Source organism: Agrobacterium sp. ST15.16.024, assembly GCF_027956545.1.
Classification (GTDB): Bacteria; Pseudomonadota; Alphaproteobacteria; order Rhizobiales; family Rhizobiaceae; genus Agrobacterium; species Agrobacterium cucumeris.
The window spans coordinates 415,410-441,108 of record NZ_JAQKGO010000002.1; the positions used below are offsets into that span (position 1 = coordinate 415,410).

At 58.8% G+C, this 25,699-nt stretch carries 24 protein-coding genes and 2 tRNA genes; 1 reads left to right on the plus strand and 25 read right to left on the minus strand.

Annotation, left to right across the window (positions count from 1 at the left end):
• Nucleotides 1-34: 34 nt before the first annotated feature.
• The 4 genes from PL640_RS10425 to PL640_RS10440 form a co-directional block, all read right to left on the minus strand.
• Nucleotides 35-223: a Trm112 family protein gene (locus PL640_RS10425; protein WP_006310303.1), complete on the minus strand. Its 189-nt coding sequence runs from the start codon at nucleotides 221-223 to the stop codon at nucleotides 35-37.
• Between the two features lie 9 nt (nucleotides 224-232).
• Nucleotides 233-904, minus strand: a complete 672-nt coding sequence (locus PL640_RS10430) for an LON peptidase substrate-binding domain-containing protein (protein ID WP_161991344.1) — start codon at nucleotides 902-904, stop codon at nucleotides 233-235.
• Between the two features lie 68 nt (nucleotides 905-972).
• Nucleotides 973-1,941 carry a thioredoxin gene (gene trxA, locus PL640_RS10435; protein WP_046799884.1) on the minus strand — a complete coding sequence of 323 codons (969 nt, stop codon included), beginning with the start codon at nucleotides 1,939-1,941 and terminating at the stop codon, nucleotides 973-975.
• A 53-nt stretch (nucleotides 1,942-1,994) separates the two neighbouring features.
• Complete coding sequence (locus PL640_RS10440) at nucleotides 1,995-2,504, minus strand: prolyl-tRNA synthetase associated domain-containing protein (RefSeq protein WP_225338763.1); 510 nt, start codon at nucleotides 2,502-2,504, stop codon at nucleotides 1,995-1,997.
• 256 nt (nucleotides 2,505-2,760) lie between these two features.
• Between PL640_RS10440 and PL640_RS10445 the strand changes: the two genes are divergently transcribed.
• A tRNA-Gly gene (locus tag PL640_RS10445) sits at nucleotides 2,761-2,835 on the plus strand.
• 830 nt (nucleotides 2,836-3,665) lie between these two features.
• On the opposite strand, the gene PL640_RS10450 is transcribed toward PL640_RS10445, so the two are convergent.
• From PL640_RS10450 to PL640_RS10550, 21 genes are all read right to left on the minus strand, one after another.
• Nucleotides 3,666-3,742, minus strand: a tRNA-Met gene (locus PL640_RS10450).
• A 135-nt stretch (nucleotides 3,743-3,877) separates the two neighbouring features.
• Nucleotides 3,878-5,074 carry a tRNA 2-thiouridine(34) synthase MnmA gene (gene mnmA, locus PL640_RS10455; RefSeq protein ID WP_142841524.1) on the minus strand — a complete coding sequence of 399 codons (1,197 nt, stop codon included), beginning with the start codon at nucleotides 5,072-5,074 and terminating at the stop codon, nucleotides 3,878-3,880.
• Nucleotides 5,075-5,283: 209 nt separating this feature from the next.
• Nucleotides 5,284-6,474 (minus strand): OpgC family protein, encoded by a 1,191-nt coding sequence (locus PL640_RS10460; RefSeq protein WP_142841525.1) that lies wholly within the window; start codon nucleotides 6,472-6,474, stop codon nucleotides 5,284-5,286.
• Between the two features lie 497 nt (nucleotides 6,475-6,971).
• Nucleotides 6,972-8,051, minus strand: a complete 1,080-nt coding sequence (locus PL640_RS10465) for a Tim44 domain-containing protein (protein ID WP_271361794.1) — start codon at nucleotides 8,049-8,051, stop codon at nucleotides 6,972-6,974.
• 225 nt (nucleotides 8,052-8,276) lie between these two features.
• The gene (serA, locus tag PL640_RS10470) at nucleotides 8,277-9,872 is read right to left on the minus strand and encodes a phosphoglycerate dehydrogenase (RefSeq protein WP_271361795.1); all 1,596 of its coding nucleotides are present in this window, start codon (nucleotides 9,870-9,872) and stop codon (nucleotides 8,277-8,279) included.
• An 85-nt stretch (nucleotides 9,873-9,957) separates the two neighbouring features.
• Nucleotides 9,958-11,136 carry a phosphoserine transaminase gene (locus PL640_RS10475; RefSeq protein ID WP_271361797.1) on the minus strand — a complete coding sequence of 393 codons (1,179 nt, stop codon included), beginning with the start codon at nucleotides 11,134-11,136 and terminating at the stop codon, nucleotides 9,958-9,960.
• 212 nt (nucleotides 11,137-11,348) lie between these two features.
• Nucleotides 11,349-12,194, minus strand: a complete 846-nt coding sequence (locus PL640_RS10480; RefSeq protein ID WP_142841529.1) for an outer membrane protein — start codon at nucleotides 12,192-12,194, stop codon at nucleotides 11,349-11,351.
• Between the two features lie 185 nt (nucleotides 12,195-12,379).
• Nucleotides 12,380-13,732, minus strand: coding sequence for a phosphoglucosamine mutase (gene glmM, locus PL640_RS10485; RefSeq protein ID WP_046799890.1), 1,353 nt, complete (start codon nucleotides 13,730-13,732; stop codon nucleotides 12,380-12,382).
• 189 nt (nucleotides 13,733-13,921) lie between these two features.
• Nucleotides 13,922-15,886: an ATP-dependent zinc metalloprotease FtsH gene (gene ftsH / locus PL640_RS10490; protein WP_046799891.1), complete on the minus strand. Its 1,965-nt coding sequence runs from the start codon at nucleotides 15,884-15,886 to the stop codon at nucleotides 13,922-13,924.
• Between the two features lie 154 nt (nucleotides 15,887-16,040).
• Nucleotides 16,041-17,378, minus strand: coding sequence for a tRNA lysidine(34) synthetase TilS (gene tilS, locus PL640_RS10495; protein ID WP_271361798.1), 1,338 nt, complete (start codon nucleotides 17,376-17,378; stop codon nucleotides 16,041-16,043).
• Nucleotides 17,379-17,408: 30 nt separating this feature from the next.
• Complete coding sequence (gene ybgF / locus PL640_RS10500) at nucleotides 17,409-18,425, minus strand: tol-pal system protein YbgF (RefSeq protein ID WP_271361799.1); 1,017 nt, start codon at nucleotides 18,423-18,425, stop codon at nucleotides 17,409-17,411.
• Nucleotides 18,426-18,583: 158 nt separating this feature from the next.
• Entirely contained in the window at nucleotides 18,584-19,114 is a 531-nt protein-coding gene (gene pal / locus PL640_RS10505; RefSeq protein ID WP_046799894.1) for a peptidoglycan-associated lipoprotein Pal, read from the minus strand.
• A 210-nt stretch (nucleotides 19,115-19,324) separates the two neighbouring features.
• Nucleotides 19,325-20,632, minus strand: coding sequence for a Tol-Pal system beta propeller repeat protein TolB (gene tolB / locus PL640_RS10510; protein WP_052819686.1), 1,308 nt, complete (start codon nucleotides 20,630-20,632; stop codon nucleotides 19,325-19,327).
• Between the two features lie 20 nt (nucleotides 20,633-20,652).
• A complete protein-coding gene (locus PL640_RS10515; protein WP_269699027.1) occupies nucleotides 20,653-21,822 on the minus strand; it encodes a hypothetical protein in 1,170 nt (389 codons plus the stop codon).
• Nucleotides 21,823-21,831: 9 nt separating this feature from the next.
• Nucleotides 21,832-22,293, minus strand: coding sequence for a protein TolR (gene tolR, locus PL640_RS10520; RefSeq protein WP_020012206.1), 462 nt, complete (start codon nucleotides 22,291-22,293; stop codon nucleotides 21,832-21,834).
• A 61-nt stretch (nucleotides 22,294-22,354) separates the two neighbouring features.
• Nucleotides 22,355-23,074: a protein TolQ gene (tolQ, locus tag PL640_RS10525; RefSeq protein WP_003497570.1), complete on the minus strand. Its 720-nt coding sequence runs from the start codon at nucleotides 23,072-23,074 to the stop codon at nucleotides 22,355-22,357.
• A gap of 261 nt (nucleotides 23,075-23,335) precedes the next feature.
• Nucleotides 23,336-23,776 carry a tol-pal system-associated acyl-CoA thioesterase gene (gene ybgC / locus PL640_RS10530; protein ID WP_045019133.1) on the minus strand — a complete coding sequence of 147 codons (441 nt, stop codon included), beginning with the start codon at nucleotides 23,774-23,776 and terminating at the stop codon, nucleotides 23,336-23,338.
• Entirely contained in the window at nucleotides 23,773-24,309 is a 537-nt protein-coding gene (locus PL640_RS10535; protein WP_271361800.1) for an NUDIX hydrolase, read from the minus strand. Before PL640_RS10535 ends, ybgC begins: the two co-directional genes overlap by 4 nt.
• Complete coding sequence (locus PL640_RS10540) at nucleotides 24,306-24,833, minus strand: NUDIX hydrolase (protein WP_110758342.1); 528 nt, start codon at nucleotides 24,831-24,833, stop codon at nucleotides 24,306-24,308. Before PL640_RS10540 ends, PL640_RS10535 begins: the two co-directional genes overlap by 4 nt.
• The gene (locus PL640_RS10545) at nucleotides 24,833-25,411 is read right to left on the minus strand and encodes a DinB family protein (protein ID WP_271361802.1); all 579 of its coding nucleotides are present in this window, start codon (nucleotides 25,409-25,411) and stop codon (nucleotides 24,833-24,835) included. The genes PL640_RS10540 and PL640_RS10545 overlap by 1 nt, the downstream gene beginning before the upstream one ends.
• Nucleotides 25,412-25,447: 36 nt before the next feature.
• On the minus strand, nucleotides 25,448-25,666 hold the full coding sequence (locus PL640_RS10550; protein WP_271361804.1) for a DUF2945 domain-containing protein: 219 nt from the start codon (nucleotides 25,664-25,666) through the stop codon (nucleotides 25,448-25,450).
• Between the last annotated feature and the right edge of the window lie 33 nt (nucleotides 25,667-25,699).

Below are 25,699 nucleotides of genomic sequence, written 5' to 3' on the forward strand. Positions count from 1 at the left end.
CAGGAGGATGCGTGGCGGCCAGCAGACGGGGAGGCTAGTCTTCTATTTTACGCGCTTCGGAAATCAGCATGATCGGCACGCCGTCGCGGATCGGGTAAGCGAGCCTTGCGCTTTCGGAGATGAGCTCGTTGTGGGTCCGGTCATAAGAAAGACGTCCCTTGGTCAAAGGGCAGACCAGCAGCTCCAGGAGCTTCGGATCGACATTGCTCATTCTGTCGTCCATGGGGCGATCCTATTGCAGCACAGTGCCGCCCTCGCCCGACCCCTGGGCAAGAACGATCTCGGTGATGGCAATCAATGTTTCGGCCCGTGTCTTCAGGTCGGGGGCTTCAAGCAGCGCCTGTTTTTCGGCCGGACCGAAGGGAGACATCATGGACAGGGAATTGACGAGGACACGATTGCCCGCCCTTTCCACGCTTTCCCAATCAGCCTCCAGCTGGTTTGCGTCCAGAAATGCGCGGAATACCCGGAGCAGATTTTCGCGATCCACCGCTTCCTCGTCATATTCGCCGGAAAGATCGGCAATGAACGGCGCGTGACGGAAGCTGCGATAGGGCTTGCCTGCCTCCACCTCTTCCAGCAAGCGGAAACGGCAGACACCGGTGAGAGAGATGACATAACGGCCATCCCCGGTTTCGGAAAAGGAGGTAATGCGGCCGAGACATCCGACCGCGCTCAAAGGCCCGCCTTCAATCCCCGCCTCAATGACGTTCAGGGCCGGCTGCACCATGCCGATGACACGGTGGCCAGCCAGTGCCATGTCGATCATGGCGAGATATCTTGGCTCGAAAATATTGAGCGGAAGATGGCCTTCCGGTAGCAGCAGGGCACCCGGCAAGGGAAATACCGGCACGGTTTCCGGCAGATCGTCGTTCTTCACATATCTCGCATTTCCGACATGCATGGGATCAAGCCCCCTGTTCACTGCTGCCCGGCCTGCAGATCAACCGCCTCGGCCGGGATATGCCCGCATTACGAAAACAATATTGCCGAAAGCTTCCGGCGGCCGGCGACGGTTGCCGGGTCCTTGAAGCCCCAGGCCTCGAAAAACTCCAGAAGCTGGCGGCGCGCGCCGTCATCATCAAAGGTCCGGTCCTTGCGCATAACATAGAGCAGATGGTCTGCCGCTTCATCGCGCCGCCCTTGAGCGTTCAGCACCTTGGCGAGCTTCACCCGCGCCTCGTGATGATCGGGATTGAGCGCCAGATCGCTTTCCAGCGCCACCGGATCCCCGATCTTTCGGGCTTCCTCATATTGCGCGATCTTTTTCAGAACGAGCTGAATGCCCGCATCTTCGTTGAGCTCCGCAGGCAGGGAGGAGAGCAGTTCGCTAGCCCGCTCATACTGACCGGCAGCAATCATGCATTCGGCGATACCAGCAATCGCCGCGGGGTTTTCCGGATCGGCCTGCATGACGGCGCCGAACAGCTGTGCCGCGCCGTTAAAATCGCCATCCGTCAGAAGCTGTTTCGCCTCGGTCAGAGCCGCCTCGATTTCGGCTTTGGGATCACCCGCATCCGGTCCGGCAATCTTGTCGATGAACTGCTTGATCTGGCTTTCCGGCACCGCGCCCATGAAGCCATCCACCGGCCGGCCATCGGCAAAAGCGACGATGGCGGGGATGGACTGGATACCGAGCTGGCCCGGAATGGACGGGTGATCGTCGATGTTCAGCTTCACAAGCTTCACACGGCCGTTCGCCTCGTTGATGACCTTTTCAAGCACCGGCGTCAGCTGCTTGCACGGGCCGCACCAGGGCGCCCAGAAATCCACCAGAACCGGCTGGCGGCGCGATTCCTCAAGAACATCCTTGGAGAAAGCAGCCGTCGTTGTGTCCTTGATGTGACCGGAGGCCGCACCATTCAGCTCGCCGTTGTGATGCGCGCTTGCAGACATCTGCCCGCCATAGGAACCGCCGTAAGGATTATTGGTGTCGCTCATGCCGGTCTCCCGCAATTTCTGTCGCATGTCTCAGTTGAAGCAAAGATCGTATCTCACTCGCTGACTTTCAAGACAAGCGGCGCATGTCCGGTCGCCTCAAGAAAGCGGATAAGATCCTTCGACGCGATCGTCGTCGTCTGGTCGTTGGAAAGCGGATGGCCATTGACCAGTTCGTTTTCCAGAAGATCACTGTCGAGCACGAAGGTGACCTGCCTGCCAGTGTCGTTGATCGCCCCGAACACCGTCACCGATCCCGGCACGACGCCCAGATATTCAAGCATTTTTTCCGGCCTGCCAAAGGACACGCGGCTTGCAGCACCTATCGTCTTGTGAACGCTTTTGAGATCGACGACGGCATTTTCTTCGACAGTCAGAACAAAATATTGATCTTTCTTGTCCTTTACGAAAAGGTTTTTCGTATGGCCGCCGGGAATGAGATCGCGCAGCGACTGGGATTCGGCAACGGTAAACACCGGTTCGTGCTGTTTCGTGGTATGAGAAATGCCGAGCCCATCCAGAAACTGGAAGAGCTCCGTTGCCGTTCTGGGAGAATTCTCCGCCATATTCCGCCGCCCGCCTCTGCCGATTCCATTATCATTGCATTCCTGATTAAGGGGGCAACCGGCGCTTGGCAACGCCGGAAAAAACGTAGAGATGAAAAACCGCCAATCATTTCCGTCGCTTGTCGCATTTTTCAAAGAAATTTTCGCGTTTTTGTCATTTCCCTGTTGCATTCCAAAATCGATTGAGCGATATAGCGCCCGTCGCCGCAACGTGGTGACCCACGGTTCAGCGACTACCCCGGACCGGTGGATTTGAGCGGGTGTAGCTCAGGGGTAGAGCACAACCTTGCCAAGGTTGGGGTCGAGGGTTCAAATCCCTTCGCCCGCTCCAAATTTTCCAAGAGACGTAATCTTTCAGCGGAATACCGAATTTCAGACCAGCCGTATTGTGCTGGGTTATGCGGCTCGGCGCTCAAGAGTTCGTCATCCTGCCTTTTCAGAACCGCAATGAAATTATCGGACGAATGGAACTTCCGTCAGAAATGGTCGTTTCAGATGCGAGGCTCCTAACCTCGGTTCCCCTCTGAATTGCCCGCCATGAGCGGGCATTTTTTTGCATCTGCCGCCAAAAAATAAATCTCCCCGTCCGGAACATCGCCCGTATAGAGGGTGTTTCCCTCTGTTGATCAACACCGGGGGAAACACCCATGTCCGCAATTTCGAAAACTCTTTTGATTGCAGCACTCGCTGCCGTAACGATGCCGCCCGCCTCATTCGCGGCAGACACGGTCGTTTATGGCCAGCATCAGCCTTCACGGCACAGGGACCACTATCAGTCACACAGGGCTGAGAACACCTATTCGAATCGCACCGAAATGCGCTGCTCAGAGAACATCGTCTCCTATCAGGCGCCTTACCAGCGGCACACGGAACTGGTCACACTGTGCCATCCGCCACTAAATTGGCGAACGGAGCCGTCCACGGCAACAATATGGTCGCCATGATCTTGCCATAATTCATTTGATGTGCTTTTGTGCAGCCGCCCTTGTGGGAGGGGGTAGAGGTCGAGACCCGCTGGCTGCATTTTGGCAGCAGGCGGGTTTCCCTTTTTTTGGCGACCGCTATGGGCCAATACACTGCTGTAGGCACTTTCCGGCCTTGAGCAGACGGCAAAAAACAGGCGCACAAGGCGCTTATTTAATTTTGTACTTTGGATGAAAGTGGTAGCGGGAGAGGGACTTGAACCCCCGACACGCGGATTATGATTCCGCTGCTCTAACCACCTGAGCTACCCCGCCACAGGGGAAACGTGACAGTCATGTGACTGGCCGCTCCATCAGGATGAGCGGCTTATAAGGTGCCGCTCCCCAAAGTGTCAAGCGCAAGATGCGCAAAAAATTCGCTTTCCACCTCGCGGCAAAAAGCGAACTGTTTCAGGCCGCAACCGGCTTTTCCAGAAGTGCCTTCAGCGAAGCCTCGGCTTCCACCGAGCGTTCCGAACGTTCGATGAAACCACCACCGTAAACGCGGGCATCCGCGCCCGGCGCTGAATAGAGCACGCAGGCCTGGCCCGGGGCGACGCCGGCTTCGCCGGTCATCAGATCCACATAGATGCCATTTTCGTCGGCATGCAGCACCGCTTCGGTTGGTGGGCGCGTGGAGCGCACTTTGGCGAAGCAGGCAAAACCCTGCCCGGCGTCGACAGCCAGTTCGCCGTCACCCAGCCAGTTCATGTCACGCAGATAGACGCGGCGGGTTTCCAGCGCTTCGCGGGGGCCAACAATAACACGGCGGCCACGCGCATCGAGATGCACGACGTAGAGAGGCTCCCCGGTGGCAACACCGATGCCACGACGCTGGCCGATCGTATAATGCACGATACCATCATGGCGGCCGAGCACACGACCATCCAGATGGACGATATCGCCGGCCAGAGCCGCATTCGGCTTCAGCTTGTTGATGATATCGGTATATTTGCCCTGCGGCACGAAACAGATGTCCTGGCTGTCGGCCTTCTTGGCAACGACGAGCCCCATATCTTCCGCCAGCGCCCTCGTTTCGGCCTTGGAGAGGCCACCCAGCGGAAAGCGCAGATAGTCGATCTGCTCCTGCGTGGTGGCGAACAGGAACCAGCTCTGGTCGCGGTCGCTATCGATCGGGCGATAAAGCGCGCGGCGGCCCGGCTGGCCAGACACGGGATTGGGGCGTGAGCGGATATAATGGCCGGTTGCCAGCGCATCGGCGCCCAGTTCCTGCGCGGTGGCGAGCAGATCGGCAAATTTTACTGTCTGGTTGCAGGCGACACAGGGGATCGGCGTTTCACCCATCGCATAGGCTTCGGCAAAAGGATTGATGACGGTTTCACGGAACCGCGCTTCGTAATCCAGCACATAATGCGGAATACCCAGCGTTTCGCAGACCCTGCGCGCATCATCAATATCCTGCCCCGCGCAACAGGAACCGGCGCGGTGCACGGCAGCACCATGGTCATAGAGCTGGAGCGTAATGCCAAGGACATCATAGCCCTCGCGCTTGAGGATACCGGCCACAACCGAAGAATCGACGCCACCGGACATGGCGACAACGATCCGGGTATCTTCCGGCCTCTTGTCAAAATCGAGCGTATTCACGTTTTTTCCCATCGTCAGTCATAACGGGGGTAAAGGCCCCGCCGCCTGTCGGTCATCCGCCGCGTGGGCATCAGCCGGAAAAACCGGACTGTCCTGCGCCGCCATCCTGCGGATTTAAGGGCTGCATATAGAAAGGAATGGCCGCGCACGCAAGTACGGGGCGGAAAACCGCCCCGTAAAGCCCTCAGACACCGGAAATAGTGGTGGTGTTAAGCGCCAGCCGTCTTCTGGCCGCTGCTGCCGATCCACTTGTCGCGCTCCCGCCACAGGGCCGGCAACGCCAGCAGGCCGATGGCCGTGAAGGCAATCAGCGTCTTGCTGACCTGCGACAATTCCGCCGTGCGGCCATCAAGGTAATAGACGCCGTAGACGATCGCCACGTGCCAGACATAGACCTGCAGCGAATGGCGACCGAGCAATTGCAGGAACTTCAGCGACAGCACCCAGATCACGCCTTCGGCAATGGAACGCACGAGCGGGTTGTGATGCTTCGGACCGGCAATCACCAGCCAGGTCAGGCCGACGCCGACGGCGAGGAAGTTGATGAGATAGACGGGGCCGAAATCGGCGCGGATTTCCATCGTGGAGAACTTGCCCATCATGAATTCCGGCATCAGGCCCCATGCCGTGGCGATGCGCAGCGGCAGGAAGAACAGGCAGATAAGCAGCGCGGCCTTAGGCAACCACGTATGCTGCGGCGAGAAGATCGCCTTCCACGGAATACGGTTCTGCGCCGTCATCGCGCCCATCACCAATGCCGAATAGAACACCAGCTGCCAGCCCAGCAGGTTGAAGCTGACGCGGATGCCCTGCTCATCCGCACCCTTGACGAGTTCGTTGAGCGGCGTCGTGACGATCTGCTGCAGGCCAAGCTGGCCAGCCATCCAGACCAGCAGGGAGCCGGCCATGACGTAGGCCCACTTGCCATCAAGGCAGAGCTTAACAAGGATCGGCGCAAACAGCATGTAGACGATGTACTGCGGCAAGATATCCATGAAGGTCGGCTGGAAGAGGAATGTCGCAATGGCAGCGAGACGCAGCGGATCGTCGAAGGTCGTCATGCCGAGCCAGTTGTACCAGATGTAAGGCGCATGCGGGATGACCATGCGGAAGAACAGCACGGCAATGACAAGGCCCATCGCGTAGCGATAAAGCTCCATCGCCCGGTTCCAGATCATCTGCTTGCCGGCGTCATAACCATATTTCATCATCTTGCGGGCATAGACCATACCGATCAGGAGACCGGACAGGAACACGAAGCCCTGCGCGTCCTCGACAAAGGCAAACTGCCGGTGATTGATTTCCACCAGCCAGAAGCCGCCGGCAAACACCAGATGGTTGATCAGCATGAAAACGAGGAAGTAACCACGCATCCCGTCGATCAGGTCAAAGCGTTTCATCTCGATAGCTCTCCGTTCTCTCACAGGGCCTGCGTTGCCCGGCCACCCAGCCCGGCGTGCGGGAGGCGGGCCGGGGATTGGATTGTCAACGCTGTTTTGCGGCTGAGGTTCCCTTTCCAAAGCGGTTTAGAACCGACGCGAAAAGTCACATTGACGTGTATGCCCCGTGGTAGGACGCGGGGACTGAATGCCGGATGAATGAAAAAAGGCGATTCCGTGGAAGCACCGAGCCATGCGCAGACAAGATGCCTTGGCAGTGAGCACGCAAACCCTTGCATGGCAGGGCGAGAGGCCAAGTCCGGATTTGAGAGTGCGGCAGATATCACCCGTTAGATTTATCAGCCGTTTTTTTCGTGCCCCTGCCCTGCCCCCCGTCTGCGCCCGGGCACAACCCGAATCAACGCCGAAATCGGTAATATCGCTGATCCTGACAAACGAAAGCCCGGAGGTTGGTAACCTCCGGGCTGTTCAGTCTAGAAATGAAACTCGCTCTCGCCTCAGGCGGCGGCCTGAATGGCGGCGACCTGCCAGTTGTCGTTGCCGCCATGGCGCACGAAGGTCCACATTTCCACCGCTTCGGAAGGCTTGTGCTCGTCACCCTCGATAACCTTGCCCGAGGTGCGATCGCGCATGATGTCGATGGCGGAGTAGCGCATGGCCACCGTCGCATAGTCCTGGCCCTCTTCGTGCCAGGCTTCGGCAACATCGCCCTGCAGCAGCGTCACGTCGCGGACGTCGTTTTTCACACCGCTCGTGGCATTGTCGCTCAATTCCTCGGCGAGATAGGACATGGCTTCCGGGGTCGTCAGCTTGCGCAACGTGCCGTAATCCTCTGCAGCATAGGCGGACTGGACGTCTTCGAGCATTTTCTGGAAGGTTTCGAGGTCGCCCTGGGTGATGCCGATCTCGTCACCTTCGGAAACGGCGTTCTCGTGCGCCACCGGCTTGGCTGCTGCCGCAGTGACCGCTGCCGCACCGCCCGTAGCACCGGCGAGAGCGCCGATCTTCGGGATTTTGAACGAGGATGCGGAAGGACCTGCCTGCGAGCCACCATTAGAGGACGAACCGGAATGATCCGTGCGCTGCGAGCCGCCGGCTGCACCATAAGCGGGCTGGCCCTGACGGCGCGATGCGAAGAAACGCATGGCGAGCATCACCAGACCACCGATAAGCAGTACCTGCATCAGCATGCCGAAGAAACCGGCCATACCGCCAAAACCGCCGCCCATCAGCATGCCGAACAGGCCGCCCATCAACAGGCCGCCCATAAGACCACCCATCATGCCGCCAAACAGGCCACGGCTCTGCTGCGGGGCCGCCTGCGCACCGGGGCGCGCCGGCTGGGCAGCATTGGGCGCCGCCTGGTTGGTATTGGGGGTCATGCTGCGATTAATCGGCGCGGTCTGGCCCGGCGCAGTGGTGGTCGCAGGTGGTGCGGAGTATGTCCGCGTACCACGGCTGCCGAAACCACCGCCGGCACGACGTGCCTCGGCCATATCAACCGCCACGAAAGACACCGCGATACCAAGTGCGGCGACTGCGAACAAACCCTTGAAGCGCCGAAAGGCAGCAAACATCACTATCTCCTGTTGGCCGCCCTCCCATGAGCAGCATCTCAGCAGGCGATATAGCAACTCATGATCATCATTTTTAGACCACTCGGCTTAAATTTTTCGTGATATACAACCGCCACGCGAGACAGACGCGTATTGCCATAAAATCCGTGGCCGAAAAACCGAAAAACCCGGCACAGGGTTTCCCCTGAACCGGGCCTTATTGTCCCCTTGGGAGGAACGATAAGATCAGTCGACGTTGAAAGTCAGCGGCTTGACCTGGCGGATCGCCGGATTGGCGCGCAGCTTGTCCAGCACCGTTTCGGAAACCGGACCATCGACATAAAGCAGCGCGATGGCGTCACCGGCTTCCTTTTCACGGCCGAGCTGGAAGTTGGCGATGTTGACGCCAGCCTCGCCGAGCGTGGTGCCCATGAAGCCGATCATGCCGGGAACGTCCGTGTTGGTGATGTAGATCATGTGCGATCCGACATCGGCATCCATGTTGATGTTCTTGATCTGGATGAAGCGCGGCTTGCCATCCGAAAACACCGTGCCGGCAACCGAGCGGATCTGGTTTTCCGTCTTGACCGTCAGCTTGATATAGCCGTCGTAAACGCCGGTCTTGTCGCGCTTGACTTCGGAAAGGATGATGCCCTTTTCCTTGATCATGACAGGAGCCGAAACCATGTTCACGTCAGCCACCTGGCTGCGGATCAGGCCGGCCAGCAATGCACTGGTCAATGCCTTGGTGTTCATGTTGGCGGTTGCGCCATCATAGAGGATTTCGATTTCCTTGGTGGCGCTTTCCTGCACCTGACCGACGAAGGAGCCGAGAACATCCGCCAGACGGATGAAAGGCTTCAGGCGCGGCGCCTCATCAGCCGTGATCGACGGCATGTTGATGGCGTTGGAGACGGCACCCTTGACGAGATAATCCGACATCTGCTCGGCAACCTGCAGGGCAACATTTTCCTGTGCTTCCGTAGTCGAAGCGCCGAGATGCGGCGTGCAGACGACGTTTGGCAGGCCGAAAAGCGGGCTTTCAGTGGCTGGTTCGACTTCGAACACGTCGAAACCGGCACCGGCGACATGGCCGGACTTGATGGCTTCGGCAAGCGCTGCTTCATCTACCAGACCGCCACGGGCGCAGTTGACGATACGAACGCCCTTCTTGGTCTTGGCAAGGTTTTCAGCGTTGAGGATGCCGCGTGTCTTGTCGGTCATCGGCACATGCAGGGTGATGAAGTCGGCCTGCGCCAGCAGCTCGTCCAGCTCGACCTTAGTTACGCCCATTTCCTGCGCGCGCTCCGGCGAGAGGAAGGGGTCGTAGGCCAGAACATGCATCTTCAAACCCAGGGCCCGTGAGCAGACGATGCCACCGATATTGCCGGCACCGATAACACCGAGCGTCTTGCCGGTGATTTCGACACCCATGAATTTCGATTTTTCCCACTTGCCGGCCTGCGTGGAGCTATCGGCAGCCGGAAGCTGGCGCGCGACTGCGAACATCAGCGCAATCGCATGTTCGGCAGTGGTGATAGAGTTGCCGAAGGGCGTGTTCATGACGATGATACCGCGGCGCGAGGCTGCCGGAATATCGACATTGTCGACGCCGATACCGGCGCGGCCGATGACCTTGAGGTTGGTCGCAGCCTCGATCAGCTTTTCTGTCGCCTTGGTGGCGGAGCGGATGGCCAGACCATCGTAATTGCCGATGATTTCGGCAAGCTTGTCCTTGTCCTTGCCGAGCTTCGGCTGGAAATCGACTTCGACGCCACGATCACGGAAAATCTGGACGGCGGTTTCCGACAGTTCGTCGGATACGAGTACGCGAGGTGCCATGGTTTACGGGCTCCTTGGAGGAAACGATTGAGATGTGCGAATGGAGAATGCGCGGCCCTGCATCTGCGCAGGGCCGGTATCAAAATCAGGCGGCAGCCTTGGAAAGTGCTGCCTTCTGCGTCTGGTAGGCCCAGGCGAGCCAGGGCATGACGGCTTCCATATCGGCCGTCTCGATGGTGGCGCCGGCCCAGATGCGCAGACCGGACGGTGCGTCACGGTAAGCGCCGATATCGAGCGCGACATTTTCCTTCTCGAGCAGGGCAACGATGCCCTTGGCGAAATCCGCCTGTGCGGCCGCATCCAGCGCCTGTACTTCGGGATCGACGATCTTTAGGCAGACGGAGGTGTTGGAGCGGGTTTCCGGCTTGACGGCCAGGTTGGCGATCCAGCCATTCTTCTCGATGAAGTCGTAGATAACCTTGGCATTGGCATCGGCACGGCCGATCAGCGCCTTCAGGCCACCGAGGTTCTTCGCCCACAGCAACGCATCAATATAGTCTTCAACGCAGAGCATGGACGGCGTGTTGATGGTTTCGCCGGTGAAGATGCCTTCGATCAGCTTGCCGCCGGAGACCATGCGGAAGATTTTCGGCAGTGGCCATGCCGGCGAATAGCTCAGCAGGCGCTCGACAGCACGGGGCGAAAGGATGATGACACCGTGGCCACCCTCACCGCCCAGAACCTTCTGCCAGGAGAAGGTGACGACGTCGAGTTTCGTGAAGTCCATGTCCTGTGCGAAGGCCGCCGAGGTGGCGTCGCAGATCGTCAGGCCCTTGCGGTCAGCAGGAATGAAATCGGCATTGGCAACCCGAACGCCTGACGTCGTGCCGTTCCAGGTGAAAACCACGTCACGGTCGAAATCGACTTCGGCAAGGTTCGGCAGCAGGCCATAATCGGCCTCGAACTTGCGCACATCCTTCAGCTTCAGCTGCTTGACGACGTCGGTGACCCAGCCTGCGCCGAAGCTTTCCCAGGCGAGCATATCGACGCCGCGTTCACCGAGCAGCGACCAGAGCGCCATTTCAACAGCGCCGGTATCGGATGCAGGAACGATGCCGATGCGATAGTCGGCGGGAACGTTTAGAATTTCACGGGTGAGATCGATGGCCTGCTTCAGCTTGGCTTTACCAACCTTGGCGCGATGCGAGCGACCGAGCGGTGCATCGGAGAGAGCATCTAGCGACCAACCGGGACGCTTCGAGCAGGGACCAGAAGAGAAATGCGTATTGCCCGGCCGGAGGTCCGGCTTCACTATATCTGTCATTTGACTACCCTTTCAGATAGGCGCCTCTCGTTAGGGAGAGGTGTCCTGCCGTCGTTGCTATTCCTGTCATCGACCTCAGTCAAGCGGAATATGTCGCTACGCATGGAAATTTTAGTCCATATGCGTCACGCAGCGCGTCAGATGCCGCCAAAACAAAACCGCCCGCACCCGAAGGATGCGGACGGTTTGAAACTAGCAGTCTGGCGTGACGTTTATTTATAAACGGCAGGCTGCAGCGGAATATCGGCAGGCGGCATGTATTGTGCCGTATCGCAGCCGTTGAAGACATAACGACCGCCAACACGCACTTCATGCGAATAGAGACCCTTGTCACGGCCCGGACCGCCGCCGTTCTCATAACCGAACATGTCGCCCTTGTTGATGTGACGGAAACGGTAACCGATATCGGCCTTCAGGTTACAGGTGACGTCGATCGACGCGCCTGCCATCAGGGCGTAAGCGAAGCGCCACTTGCCCTTGCCGCCGTGCTCGGTGGTCGGGTCGCAGCCAAGGCCATTAACGCTGCACGATGTGTTGCGCAGCTTGTCCCACTTGACGTAAGAGCCACCGATACCACCACCGACATAAGGGGTGACACGGCCGTAAGTGCCGAGATCGACATAGGCATTGGCCATCAGCGTATAGGCTCTCAGCGAGCTCAGATCAGCCGAAACACAGCGACCGGGAACCGAGCCGCAGAAACCGCTTGTGGAACCGCGGAAATCCGATTTGCCCATATAGTCGAAGGTTACGTCGCTGCGGAAATAGTTGTTGAACTGGTAACCGACACCGGCGCCAACGACATAGCTGTCCTTGATATCAGCCGTATCAAAATCCTGCAGATAACCGCCGGGGCCGCCCTGATAATAATGGGCGCCGCGCAGTTTGTTGAAAGAATAACCGACGTCGCCGCGCAGATACCAGCCGCTAGACTGCGTGATCTGAACTTCAGGCGCCTCGACATAGGCGGGTGCTGGTTCGGCTTGGTAAAGGTCGGCGCCGACGGCGCTTGTGCCGGTCAGCAGAACGGCCAGAAATCCGGCCAGGGCGTTTTTCATGACTTCCACTCCAGAAGAGGCACGTGCGTTGCGGCAGCTGCCAGTGAACTGTTCAGGTTCGGAGAGTGGCGTAAAATGGTTAAGTCCCGATTAACCACGATCATTCACTATATTTATTAGCAAATACTCAAAGAAAAAGCCGGCTGGAAGGCCGGCTTTTGTCTTTCGTTACTGTCGCTGATAACTCATGCAGCCGAGCGGGCGCTGGAGATGACGCCGACCAGATCGTTGACGATCTTTTCCACCTTCGCGCTATCATCACCCTCCGCCATGACGCGGATCAGCGGCTCGGTGCCGGAAGGACGGATGACGAGGCGGCCATTATTGGCCAGCGCGCTTTCCGCATCGGCAATCGCCTGCAGCACGACTGGATTTTCCAGCGGCTTGCCACCGGAAATGCGCACATTTTTCAAAAGCTGCGGCACCGGCTCGAACTTGCGGCATACTTCACTAACCGTGCGGCCGGAACGTTTGACCTTGGCGAGAACCTGCAATGCCGCGACAAGACCATCACCGGTCGTGCCGTAATCCGACAATACGATATGGCCGGACTGCTCACCACCAACGTTGAAATTGTGGTTGCGCATATGCTCGACCACATAACGGTCGCCGACCTTGGTGCGGGCAAGGGTGAGGCCCTTGTCGCCGAGGAACCGTTCCAGGCCAAGGTTGGACATGACGGTTGCGACAATGCCGCCGCCGCGCAGCGTGTTATCGTCGGCCCAGCTATCGGCGATGACGGCCATCAGCTGGTCGCCGTCAACGATCTCACCGCGTTCATCGACGATGATGACACGATCCGCATCGCCATCGAGTGCGATGCCGATATCGGCCCGCACCTCATGCACCTTCTTCTGCAGGGCTTCCGGATGGGTGGAGCCGCATTCGAGGTTGATATTGATGCCATTCGGTTCGTTGCCGATGGTGACCACTTCAGCGCCGAGTTCCCAGAGGGCGGCGGGAGCCACCTTGTAAGCTGCGCCATTGGCGCAGTCGATGGCGATCCGCAGGCCACTCAGCGTCACATCGCGCGGTAGGGTGCGTTTGACGAATTCGATATAGCGGTAAATATCGCCATCCACGCGCTTGGCGCGGCCGATTTCGCTCGGCTTGGCCAGCTGTGCGTAGATATCCTTGTCGAGAAGATCTTCGATCTCCAACTCCAGCTCGTCGGAAAGCTTGTATCCGTCAGGTCCGAAAAGCTTGATGCCATTATCGGAGAAGGGATTGTGCGATGCCGAGATCATTACACCGATATCAGCGCGCAGCGACCGGGTAAGCATGGCGACGGCAGGCGTCGGAATAGGTCCGAGCAGGAAAACATCGAGGCCGGCTGCGGTGAAACCGGCAACCAGTGCGTTTTCCAGCATGTAACCGGAAAGGCGCGTATCCTTGCCGATGACGACGCGATGGCGATGATGGCCACGCCGGAAGATCGTGCCGACCGCAATGCCCACACGCATCGCCAGATCCGGCGTCATGGGGAAGACGTTCGATTGTCCGCGGATACCATCGGTTCCGAAATAACGGCGTGCCATTTGAACTCCAAATCTTTCGAGCACTCCGGCAAAGGTGAAAACAGCCGGAAGCGTTTTTGGCTAGATGCCACAAACCACGATAAACAGCACGTAAATTACCGCGAAAATGGCTTATATCTTGTTACCAAACTGAAAAGGCCACCCGGATTACCGGATGGCCTTTTACAATAGCTTGCCTGATACAGGCGATCAGTGCGGCTGCGGCTCCATGCCGCCTTCGGCCTCGCCGTCGCCCTTGGCTTCGCCGTCACCCTTCACTTCACTGGGGCCGTCCTTCTTGGCGCCAGCTTTCGGCACCGCCGAACCACGGCTGCCCGGAGAATCGTCACCCAGATCGCGCGCGGGCTTCTCGCCCCTCAGCAATGCCTTGATCTCGTCGCCCGTCAGGGTCTCATATTCGAGAAGACCCTCGGCAATCGCGACAAAGCCATCGTGGTTGTCGGTCAGGATACGCCGTGCCTCGGTGTAGGCCTCGTCAATCAGGCGACGAACTTCAGTGTCGATCGTCTGGGCAGTTGCCTCGGAAACATTCTTCGACTGCGAGACGGAATGGCCAAGGAACACTTCCTGCTGGTTTTCACCATAAGCCACCTGGCCGAGAGCGTCGGAGAAGCCCCATTGCGTCACCATGGCGCGGGCAAGCTTGGTGGCCTGCTCGATATCCGAAGAAGCGCCTGACGTGATGTTTTCCTTGCCGAAGGTCAGCTCCTCGGCAACGCGGCCACCCATCATGATGACGAGGCGCGACACCATCCACTTGTAGCTCATGGAGTAGCGGTCGCCTTCCGGCAGCTGCATCACCATGCCGAGCGCCCGGCCGCGCGGAATGATCGTCGCCTTGTGCAACGGATCGGCCACGGCAACCTTCAGCGCGGTGATCGCGTGACCGGCCTCATGATAGGCAGTCAACTTCTTTTCGGCCTCGGTCATGGCAGAGGAGCGGCGTTCCGCACCCATCATGATCTTGTCCTTGGCGTCCTCGAATTCCTGCATGGTGACCACACGCTTGTTGCGGCGGGCGGCCATGAGGGCTGCTTCGTTGACGAGGTTCATCAGATCCGCGCCCGAAAAGCCGGGTGTACCGCGGGCCAAAACCTTGAGATCGACATTCGGCGCCAGAGGCACGTTGCGGATATGCACCTTGAGGATGCGCTCACGGCCGACGATGTCAGGGTTCGGCACAACGACCTGACGGTCGAAACGGCCGGGACGCAGAAGTGCGGGGTCAAGAACGTCGGGACGGTTGGTGGCGGCAATGAGGATGATGCCCTCATTCGCCTCGAAACCGTCCATCTCGACCAGCAGCTGGTTCAGCGTCTGTTCGCGTTCGTCGTTACCGCCGCCGAGACCGGCGCCACGATGGCGGCCAACGGCGTCAATTTCGTCGATGAAGATGATGCAGGGTGCGTTCTTCTTGGCCTGCTCGAACATGTCACGCACGCGGCTTGCGCCGACGCCGACGAACATTTCCACGAAGTCCGAACCGGAAATGGTGAAGAACGGCACATTGGCTTCGCCAGCAACAGACCGCGCCAGAAGCGTCTTACCGGTGCCAGGAGGGCCGACCAGCAGCACACCGCGCGGGATTTTACCGCCGAGGCGCTGGAACTTCTGCGGATCACGCAGAAACTCAACGATTTCCTCAAGGTCCTGCTTGGCCTCGTCCACGCCGGCAACATCGTCAAACGTCACGCGGCCATGAGCTTCCGTCAGCAACTTCGCCTTGGACTTGCCAAAGCCCATCGCGCCGCGCGAGCCGCCCTGCATCTGCCGCATGAAAAACAGCCAGACGCCGAGAATGAGGAACATCGGCAGAAGCGTGCCGAGATAGCTCAGAAAACCGGAAGAGCCGTCGCTTTCGGGACGCGCCACGATGGTGACGTTCTTGCTCTGCAAGCGCTCCATCAGGCTGTCGTCGATGACGGGGGAATAGGTCTGAAAGGCCGTGCCATTTTCGGTATAGGTTCCGAGAACCCGGTTACCGGTGACGGTCACGTCGCGAACTCGCCCGGAATCCACGTCGCGAAGAAACTGGGAATACGGAATTTCCCGCGAACCCGTTTGCGTCGGCGACGTCTGGAACATGCTGAACAACGCGATCAGCAAGAGGGCGATCACGGCCCACAAGGCGAAATTTCTGAAATTTGGGTTCATCGAACTCCCCGAACTCACACGGACATATCTGCTGCCCGCTATTATGTGCCCCTAACATAAGGACGACATCTGCCGTTGCCAAGGCGAACGGCGTTATCTGATGCGTTTTGGTGTAAAAAGTATTCCAAGGCAATTCACGAAAAAGAGGCCCGATTTAAACCGGGGGCTGTGGATATGCCGGGCGACCGAATAAAATTGCGATTGCATTCGCCAACTCAAGGTCGAAACGCGGCAGAAAAAGATCAAATGGTGCAAGCCATGTCGTAATCTCGACGCCTCCCGCAATGGAGGCCGATCCGGCAACGGCTGCGGCGATTTGCGGCAGGCCCGCCATCGCCGATTTTGCCACCCCGGGCGGCACTGATGGAAAAAGCCTGACTGCTTCCAGAGCATCACCCACCCTGCCTACCGCAACGCGGATCGGAAATGTGGACCCGTTCCTCACTGAAAAACGGTCGTCCCACAGTCCCTCTTCGGAAGCCTCGAGACGAAGCTCCGGCAGGTTTCGCTGCTCCCGGAAAATATAAAGCCCATCTCGTCGACGATCGAGCAGGACGCGACCGACCGTCATCCGACCGTTTTCACCGGTTTTGAGAAATTGCAGAACCCGCGCCATGCTGCTCGCAGCCGGGAAATAGGCCCTTCCGCCAAGCGCGGCGATGAGCGCCGCCAGCCCGTGCCGGAATTCGGGGTGATCGACCAGCTTGCTGTCCACCGGCAATCTGGCGATTGCGGCCTGAAATATCTGCGCGTGCCTACGTAGGAAATCGGCGCTTTTTTCAGAAAGCGCCTGCCTTTTCGCGGCGGCCTCCGCATCAGGCTGCACCGGAAAATCGGGAAGCGTCTGCCGCACGCGCACGCGCTCATATTTTGTGTTCTCGTTGCTCGGATCATCAAACCAGCCACGCGAGCGGGATGACACGTAGTCGCGGATTGCCTGCCTCTCACATTTCAGGAACGGCCGCATGATCCAATAGCGCCGATCGTATAACACCGCGTCCGCCATGCCCGAGAGGCCGAGATTGTCAGCCCCCGCGCTGCGGGCGGCACGCATCGCCACGGTTTCCCGTTGGTCGCCGATCGTATGCCCGGTCACGACGAGATCAGCGCCAACCTCCTGGGCAACCCCGGCGATCAGGCGGTAGCGGGCAAGACGGGATGCTTCGGAGATGCCGGCCGCCGGCTTGACGCCGCCCCATCGGCGCGTGGCATGAAAGATATTCAGTTCGGCACAAAGCGCGGCAACCTTGCGGGCCTCATCGGCGGATTCCGCTCTCAGCGCATGGTCGACCGTAATGGCGGAAATCCGCAATCCGTCGCGATCCGCCTCCGTCATTACCTGATGTAATGCCAGCAACAGGCCGGTGGAATCACTGCCGCCGGAGATTGCGACGAGGATATGGGCGTGTTTGCGGAGTCTTTCGATGAAAGACCTCGCCGCCGCAAGCGGCGCAGCTGTGTTGTCGCTTAGAATGCGGGCATCAACCGGCATGGAAAAACCGCCACCATGGCAGGAAAAAGATCAGCAGCTCAGCCGCTTCTGTTCGCTTGCAACCTTGTTCAGTACGGTCTTCGACGCACTGGGATAACGCTTCGGCACCTCGCGCAGCGTAGCGCAGGCGGTTTCGGTATTGTCGAGAGCTGCAAGCGACATGCCGAGCTTCATCAACATTTCCGGAGCCTTGGGAGATTTGCCATAGGCCTGGTGACCATTGAGGAAGGTTTTCGCCGCCTCGTTGAACTTGCCCTGCGAATATTGCGCCTCGCCCAGCCAGAAGCTTGCATCCGCTGCCTTGGTGCCTTTGGGATAACCCTGCAGATACTGCTGGAACCCCTGCTCCGCCAGCCTGTAATCGCCGGACAGAACATGGCCGTAAGCGGCCTGATAAATATCGCTCTCGCTGGTCAGCGCCGCCGTGTTGACCGGATCGGTCGTTTTGCGCGGCGTATTGCCGGTGGTCACACCGGGAAGACTGCCGGAAGAATTGTTGGCACCCTGATTGAGCGTCCCACCGATCGGCATTCCCTTGGAATCAAGCTCGATCGAGCCGAGCGTCGTCTCTCCCGGTGCACCTGTCGGTGCATTGGATGGAGCAGACGGCGAAACGGAAGCGCCACCCTCGGGTGGCGTTTCGATGATCGTTGCAACGTCGTCTGTCGGCGGCGTGCCCGGACTGACCGGACTGGCTTCCGCCTTCTTTTTCGGCGCCGTAGGACTTGTGCCCTTGCCGCCGGCATTACCACTTTCCAGTTCCTGGAAGCGGAATTCATTGTCTTCCTGCGCCTTGCGGATCGTTTCCTGCATCTGCAGAAGCTGGAAGCTCATTTCCTCGATACGGCCGTTGAGCTGCCGAATCTGCTCTTCAAGCTGCTGAACCCGATAGGCTTCGTTGGCCTGAACCCGGATGACCGGGGCCTGCTGAGAGTTGATCGTGCCGAAGCTACCCCCCGCACCGAACAGCGGACCCGAAACGGCGATGCCGCTCAGGCCGGTGCAGGCTGCAAGCCCCAGCATTCCCGCCACGACAAGTTTCTTCATCTCATTCGTCCTGCCTTAACTGATTTGCACCGGAATGGCGCAAGCCGGATTTTTTCCATATCAACCAAAAAAGCAACTTAACTTCGGCCAAACTATGAAAAAAACGAAAGGCGGCCCGAAGACCGCCTTCCATTCAAGATCACAATAACGTCAGGCAATCACATGCCTGCGCCACCAAGAACTGTCACGGCGCGGCGGTTCTGCGACCAGCACGAGATGTCGTCACAAACGGCGACCGGACGTTCCTTGCCGTAGGAGATCGTCTTCATGCGGTTTGCCGGAACGCCCTGGGAAGCCAGGAAGTCACGGGTCGAAGCCGCACGACGGGCGCCGAGCGCCAGATTGTATTCACGCGTACCGCGTTCGTCGGCATGGCCTTCGACGGTGATGGCGTAGTTCGGGTAACGGGCAAGCCACTGGGCCTGGCGCTGCAGGGTCTGCTGCGCATCGGCGCGGATCGAGGTCGAGTCCGTATCGAAGAAGATGCGGTCGCCGACATTGACCGTGAAGTCCTGCTGGGAGCCCGGCGTTGCGGAACCTGCGCCACCAAGACCGAGTTCACCGGCATTGTTCGGCATGTTCTTCTTCGCGCAGCCTGCAAGGGCAAGTGCGAGCGTCATGGCGATAACAGCCGGGTTACGGGCCAGTTTCTGCATCGGGCTGAGTGCCGAAATGTGTGTACGGCTCATCGCCGGTCTCTCCTTGGAAATTTCAATAACGTTGCCAGACACTAACTGATCGCGGTTAATAGCCGGCAAACGCTTATGGTTAACAGAAAGGAAATGTCCCACTTTTTTGCTCCCTCACAACACTTTGCGGCAAGAAAGAGGCATTTTCCCGTGTGGCATGCGTAAAACATGACAGCGCCGGAGTTACCGGCGCCGTCATGGCAGTCAATATCAGTCCAGAAGCGGCGACCATGCCGGGTCCGAAGCAAAGGTTGGCGTCTTGATGAGCTGTTCATTGTAGCCCGTCAGGTCGATCGAATAGAGCTGCGGGCCGCCCGCACCGGCGTTCTGGCGGAAGAACATCAGCACGCGGCCATTCGGTGCCCAGGTGGGACCTTCATTGTGGAAGCCGCTGGTCAGAATGCGCTCGCCCGAACCGTCGGTCTTCATCACGCCGATCGAGAACTTGCCGCCCGACTGCTTGGTGAAGGCGATCAGATCGCCGCGCGGCGACCAAACCGGAGTGGAATAGGAGCCGTCGCCGAAAGAAAGACGCTGCTGGCCGGAACCATCGGCATTCATCACATAAATCTGCTGCCGGCCGCCACGGTCGCTTTCAAAGGCGACGCGCTGGCCATCCGGCGAAAATGACGGCGCCGTATCGATCGCCGACGTGTTCGTCAGGCGGGTCGTGGTGCGCGAACGCAGATCCATGGTGTAGATATTGGCGTTGCCATCCTGCTGAAGGCTCATGATGACCTTCTGTCCATCCGGCGAGAAGCGCGGCGAGAACGTCATGCCGGGGAAATTGCCGACCACTTCGCGCTGTCCGGTTTCCAGCTGCAGCAGGTAAACGCGCGGCTGCTGGCCTTCGAAGGACATGTAGGTCACTTCCTGACGGTTCGGCGAGAAACGCGGCGTCAGAACGATGTCGTTCGAATTGGTGAGGTTGCGGACGTTGAAACCGTCCTGGTCCATGATCGACAACTGGCGCTTGCGGGCTGTCTTCGGGCCGCTTTCGGAGACAAAGACAACGCGGGTGTCGAAATAACCCTTTTCGCCGGTGATGCGCTCATAGATCGCATCCGCGATGATGTGGGCGACGCGACGCCAGTTTTCCGGCTGGGTGAAGAATTGCTGGCCGGTCATCTGCTGGCCTGCGAAAGTATCCCACAGGCGGAACTCGGCGCGCAGGCGACCATCGCTTTCGCGCGTCACACGGCCAGTCACGAGCGCCTGTGCGTTGATGACCTTCCAGTCTTCGAAACGTGGCTGCTGGTCCGGACTGGTAATCTTTTCGATGAAGGCGCTCTTGTTGACCGGCGCGAAAAGACCGGAACGCTGCAGGTCGGCGGCGATGACCGCCGAGACCTGTGCGCCGATACCGTCGCTCGACATGAAGTCGGTGATGGCGATGGGCAGCGGCTCGACGTTACCCTTGTTGATGTTGATTTCCACCCGCGCAAAAGCCGGTGCGGAGAAAACCGACATGAGGGCCGCGACAGCGAGCACCAGCCGGATCGGCGAAAATATCTTCATGTTGCCAGGCCTTTCAGCATTCATAGCAATTCACTGGGATCGAAGTTCACAACGACTTCGTTCCATGCGTCATATTTGTCGGCAGGAAGGTTCGTGAACGGAGCAGAACGCATGATGGCGCGATAGGCTCCGCCGGAAAGGGCACGGCGCGTTCCTTCGGAACCACCCGTCGCCTCGATCTCGGGCCGACCGATGATGGTTCCATCACGGTCGAGCTTCATGGTGACCCGAACGCGAACGTCCGAGGCATCCGCCATGCCGGGAATGATCTGCCAGTTCTTCTGGATCGCGCCACGCAGCGCATCCATTTCCGTCTGGCTGAGCGTAGAGCCGCCCGTTGTTTTCTTGCCGCCAAGCGAAGCGGTTTGTGTCGACCGCTTCGCCCCGCCACCGGAGGGCGCCTGCTTGTTCAAAAGCGCGGCGATATCGTCGGCGTTGAAATCGCTTTCCTTGGACGAAGCGGATTTAGCCGTCTCCTGCTTCTTCTCGCCCGGCTTCTTGTCAGAAGGTTTGTCGGTGGACTTTGCCTGATCGGGCTTGGTCTCGGCCGGCTTTTCAGCAGGCTTCTGCTCTGCAGGCTTGGTTTCTGCCTGCTTCGGCTCTTCCGGCTTCGGCGGTTCGGGGCGGGAGTTCGGGCGCGGCACGTTCTGCGGCACCGGGATTTCGGCCGGTTCCTGCGTGGCCGGCGGCGGTTCTTCCGCCTTGGTTTCCTGCGGCGGCGGTTCCGTCTTCGGCTGCGGCGCTATTTCCGGTTTGGTCTGCGGCAAGGCGGCCATTTCCTGCGGCTTGGGAGCCGAGGTTTCTTCCTTGACGATTTCCTTTACTTCATTCGCCTTGGTATCGACGACCGGCTGCGGCTTTTCCTGCTTTGGCGGGGCAGCGGCGCTGATATTGTCATTGGGCTTTGTCGTCGGCGTCGGCGGCGCCTCTATATCGGCGGTGTTATTACCGATATTCTGGGCGTTTTCGATGATGTCAGGACGTGTGGTCGGAACAGGAGCCGATTTTTCGGCCTTCGGAGCGTTCTTGTCGCCCTGCTGGATCTGGGTCAATTCCTCGATAGGCACCAGTTCCACCGGCAAGGCCTCGGCCTGCGACACGTCGAGCGGTTCCGGCGAGCCCAGGGAAACCAGGGCGAAAGCCAGAAGCGACGCATGCACGATCGCGGATGTGGTGATGCTGCCCTTCATCGTTTTACGTCAATTGTCCTGTTTCTGCTGGGTCACAAGGCCGATATTCTTGAAGCCTGCCGCCTGGATACGCGCCATCACATCGGCAACGACGCCGTATGCGGCAACGGAATCCGCGCGGACGAAGATACGTTCGTTATAACCTGTCGTGGCGATTGCCTGCAGCTTGTCGGCCACCTCGGCCGCCTGGATTTCGGTTTCCTGCAAATGGATCTGGCCATTGGCATTGACGGAAATCGTGATCGGCTGCGTGTCCGAATTCAGCGCATTGGCGGATGTCTGCGGCAGATCGATAGGCACGCCGACCGTCATCATCGGTGCCGCCACCATGAAGATGATAAGCAGTACGAGCATGACGTCGACCAGCGGCGTTACGTTGATCTCGCTGATCGCGCCGCCTTTGCGCCGTCCGCCGCGCCCACCCCGGCGTCCACCGGAACCGCCGCCGCCGCCACCTGCTGACATACCCATAGTTTTTACTCCATTTTGCCTTGCGGCAAATCACTGCACAGCATGCAAGTTGCGGGGCCGCTTATTGGGCGGCCTGCCGTGTCTGAAGTTTTTCATCGATCTGGCGCGACAGGATCGCGGAGAACTCGTCTGCGAAACCTTCCATACGGGCGGAAAGCTTGTGCGCATCAGCCGTGAACTTGTTATAGGCGATAACCGCGGGAATAGCAGCGACAAGGCCGATGGCCGTTGCCAGAAGCGCTTCAGCGATACCGGGCGCCACAACCGCAAGGTTGGTCGACTTCGAACCGGCAATCGCCTGGAACGAGGTCATGATACCCACAACCGTACCGAAGAGGCCGATAAAGGGACCGGCAGAACCGATGGTGGCCAGCGAACCGAGGCGGGCCTCATATTGTTCGCCTTCACGCGCAATCGTCACGTCCATTGCCCGGTCGATGCGCATCTGCAGACCGATGGGAGAACGCGCGCCGCGCTCGAATGATTTTTTCCATTCCCGCATGGCGGAAACGAAAATAGCCGCAAGACCGCCATTCTGGCGTTCCGCCAGCGTGCGATAAAGCTCCTCAAGCGACTGGCCCGACCAGAACACCTGTTCGAACTGGTCGAACTGGCGCTTTGCCTTGCCGAAGCTCACATATTTGTCAAACACGATCGCCCACGTCCAGACCGAGGCGGCGATAAGTCCGATCATCACGAGCTTCACGATGAGGCCCGCCTGCATAAACAGTGCCCAGAGACTTACATCGTGTGTCGCCGCTGCCAAACCTGCCTGTTCCATAAATATCCAATCCCCGAATCCAAACGCCCGGTACGGGACCGGGCGATTCAAACGCGTGTTAACGCTCGAAGTCATGCGGCCGCAGCCGTTAACCCCTTTGCCATACCCCGATACTTGCCAGTAAGCCTTACTTGCCAATAAATTTGGTGAAAGGAAGGCGTGCGCCGCACAAATGCCAGTTGCTAAAGTAAGACACCATTATGGTTAAAGGAGTGTTACAACCGGGGCATGCCGGGTGGATTTACTGAACCCGGCCGCCAATTACTTCAGGAATTTTTCCGCAACCGTCTCCGGAAGACGCCTTGGCCGGCCGTTGGCATTGATGACGGCGATGATGACCTTGGCGGCGACCAGCAGGGTTTCACCACGCCGGATTTCCTGATTGAGCACCATTTTTGCGCCGCCGGCCTTTTCGGTCACCGTGGTGATCGTCAAGACATCATCCATCCGCGCCGGGGTCTTGAAATCGATCTCCATGCGATGAACGACGAAGACAAGGCCCTCCTCGTCAGCGGTCAAAAGCGCGCTCTGCTCGCAGCCGAGGCAACGCAGGTAATCGGTACGGCCGCGCTCGAGAAAATGCAGGTAGCGCGCGTGATAAACGAGGCCGGAAAAATCCGTGTCCTCATAATAGACGCGTTGTGTCAGGCGGTGCCCATGTTCGATGAGTTCGCCGGAAAGCGAAACCACAAGCTCGCTCATAATGTCTCCTTGGTAAGTGCATCCGCATCGATGCCACCTTCGCGGACGATGAGATGTTCGTGGCGCGGAGGCAGCACCTCAATGCGGTCTGCAATAAAACGTGGTCTGAGATCGTGCTCCAGCAGAGTGGAGGATTGCGCGCGCAACCAGCGGAACTCTACTTCGACACCGTCCAGCACCCGGTGAACGATATCGCTTTCATGAAAGGGAAACGCCTGGCGAAGCGACACCAGATAATAAAACGCCAGCTCATGCGCGGCATAATCGCCGTAAGCAAAAAAATTCTCGGCGGACCATAAAAGGCGTTCGACCGAACAATCTCGCTCAAGTTCCTCGCCGATTTCGCGGATGATGGTTTCTTCGGAGCTTTCGCCGATTTCCGCCCGTCCGCCCGGCAGGGCCCAGTAACTGTCCGTTGTGCCGCGCTGAACGAGAACATGGCCATTCTGGAAGATCAACGCCGCCACGCGCATGCTGAAAAGCTGCGGCTTGCGGTCCAGCCGGATCATATGGCGTTCGGGGGCAAAGGTCATTTATCGTCCAGATCGCCGTCATGCCAGACGAGGTGTCTTGTGGTCTGCGGCAGGTGTTCTATTTCGTCAGCGATGAAATAGGGCGGAATATCCAGTTCCGTCAACGCCTCACGCGTTGCCGCGACCCAGCGGAACTCCAGTTCGTTGTCGCCATCCTGAACGCGGTGGATGATGTCGGTCGGATGAAAGGCCAGTGTCTCCGGCAGGTCCATCAGGTAATAAAAACCGAGTTCGTGCCAGTCCTTGCCTTCATAATGGAAGAAGTTTTCGACCGCCCAGAGAAGCCGCCCCACCTTGGCCTCGACACCAAGCTCCTCCACCATTTCACGTGCCAGCGTTTCCTCGGAGCGTTCGCCCATTTCGGCGCGACCGCCCGGAAAGGTCCAGAATTTTTCATGCGACGCCCGGTGCACCAGCACATGCCCATCACGAAACGCCAGACCCGCAACGCGCATCTGGAAGATGCGCTTCGGCTTGAATTTCATGCGGATGCGGGTGTCCTGGCTTTTGTTATCATGCGTCATCATGCTGGCCTGTGGGCTGGAAACATCAAATCATCTTCCGTCCACCCTAACGCATCCATCTCTTCTTTTCTCGCCTTTGCATCATCCCCCACAATGAATTCATCCAGTTGCGGCGGCTTTATCGCCGTGCCGGACAGCATGGCATGCGCCTGCCCGCGATGATGCGTCTGGTGCTGGAAGAGATGGGAGAGGACATCGTCGCAGCGATCCTGCTGGATACGCGCGCCACGATGGATATTGACCGTGGCCGCGAGGCCGTCTTCATCCAAACCGTCGACAAAGGCGATCAGTACCTCGTCAAGTTCCGTCTGGGCGGTGTGCAGTTCCGCCATGGTGGAGAAGGGCTCCTCTTCGGCAAAGGCGGTCAGACCGAGCGTTCCACCCTGCAGGGCATCGATATAGAAGCGGTCGACGGTGTAGATGTGGTTCAGCGTCGCCCTTAGAGTGGGGAAAAAACTGACGCGCGGAGCGATGAACGCTTCCTGCGAAAGCCGAAGACAGGCCTGATGCAGTCGAAAATTGGCCAACCGGTTGTTGCGAGCGAGTTTGCGGAAAATCCGCAGCGGATCGTAAGGCATCAGCGTCCCTCCGTGACCGCCGGATGGCGGCGCTGTTCAATCGGCCCGCTCAAGCTCCGATCGGCTTTTCAGAACCTTTGCGCCGTCTTCCTGTTCGATCAGAAAAGCGGGCTCGTCCTTGCTCGCCGTCCGCTTGATCCTGGAGCCGGCGATTATGCGCTCAACATCATCCGTGAAGGTCTCGACAATCTTACCTTCACCGGTTCCGTGACCCCAGTTCCAGCGAACTTTCGTTCCCTTGCGAAATGCCGACATGATCATCTCCTTACCAAAGATGGTCAAATGCCA

Bases quoted from the DNA above. Each gene is read 5' to 3' on its own strand.
- tilS (WP_271361798.1), bottom strand. From the start codon at position 17,378: ATGCCGGTTGATGCCCGCATTCTAAGCGACAACACAGCTGCGCCGCTT.
- tolQ (WP_003497570.1), bottom strand. From the start codon at position 23,074: ATGGAACAGGCAGGTTTGGCAGCGGCGACACACGATGTAAGTCTCTGG.
- ftsH (WP_046799891.1), bottom strand. From the start codon at position 15,886: ATGAACCCAAATTTCAGAAATTTCGCCTTGTGGGCCGTGATCGCCCTC.
- pal (WP_046799894.1), bottom strand. From the start codon at position 19,114: ATGAGCCGTACACACATTTCGGCACTCAGCCCGATGCAGAAACTGGCC.
- PL640_RS10430 (WP_161991344.1), bottom strand. From the start codon at position 904: ATGCATGTCGGAAATGCGAGATATGTGAAGAACGACGATCTGCCGGAA.
- PL640_RS10535 (WP_271361800.1), bottom strand. From the start codon at position 24,309: ATGACCTTTGCCCCCGAACGCCATATGATCCGGCTGGACCGCAAGCCG.
- PL640_RS10550 (WP_271361804.1), bottom strand. From the start codon at position 25,666: ATGTCGGCATTTCGCAAGGGAACGAAAGTTCGCTGGAACTGGGGTCAC.
- PL640_RS10480 (WP_142841529.1), bottom strand. From the start codon at position 12,194: ATGAAAAACGCCCTGGCCGGATTTCTGGCCGTTCTGCTGACCGGCACA.
- trxA (WP_046799884.1), bottom strand. From the start codon at position 1,941: ATGAGCGACACCAATAATCCTTACGGCGGTTCCTATGGCGGGCAGATG.
- ybgF (WP_271361799.1), bottom strand. From the start codon at position 18,425: ATGAAGAAACTTGTCGTGGCGGGAATGCTGGGGCTTGCAGCCTGCACC.
- tolB (WP_052819686.1), bottom strand. From the start codon at position 20,632: ATGAAGATATTTTCGCCGATCCGGCTGGTGCTCGCTGTCGCGGCCCTC.
- PL640_RS10460 (WP_142841525.1), bottom strand. From the start codon at position 6,474: ATGAAACGCTTTGACCTGATCGACGGGATGCGTGGTTACTTCCTCGTT.
- glmM (WP_046799890.1), bottom strand. From the start codon at position 13,732: ATGGCACGCCGTTATTTCGGAACCGATGGTATCCGCGGACAATCGAAC.
- PL640_RS10540 (WP_110758342.1), bottom strand. From the start codon at position 24,833: ATGACGCATGATAACAAAAGCCAGGACACCCGCATCCGCATGAAATTC.
- tolR (WP_020012206.1), bottom strand. From the start codon at position 22,293: ATGGGTATGTCAGCAGGTGGCGGCGGCGGCGGTTCCGGTGGACGCCGG.
- ybgC (WP_045019133.1), bottom strand. From the start codon at position 23,776: ATGAGCGAGCTTGTGGTTTCGCTTTCCGGCGAACTCATCGAACATGGG.
- serA (WP_271361795.1), bottom strand. From the start codon at position 9,872: ATGGCACCTCGCGTACTCGTATCCGACGAACTGTCGGAAACCGCCGTC.
- PL640_RS10545 (WP_271361802.1), bottom strand. From the start codon at position 25,411: ATGCCTTACGATCCGCTGCGGATTTTCCGCAAACTCGCTCGCAACAAC.
- PL640_RS10475 (WP_271361797.1), bottom strand. From the start codon at position 11,136: ATGACAGATATAGTGAAGCCGGACCTCCGGCCGGGCAATACGCATTTC.
- PL640_RS10465 (WP_271361794.1), bottom strand. From the start codon at position 8,051: ATGTTTGCTGCCTTTCGGCGCTTCAAGGGTTTGTTCGCAGTCGCCGCA.
- PL640_RS10425 (WP_006310303.1), bottom strand. From the start codon at position 223: ATGGACGACAGAATGAGCAATGTCGATCCGAAGCTCCTGGAGCTGCTG.
- PL640_RS10440 (WP_225338763.1), bottom strand. From the start codon at position 2,504: ATGGCGGAGAATTCTCCCAGAACGGCAACGGAGCTCTTCCAGTTTCTG.
- PL640_RS10515 (WP_269699027.1), bottom strand. From the start codon at position 21,822: ATGAAGGGCAGCATCACCACATCCGCGATCGTGCATGCGTCGCTTCTG.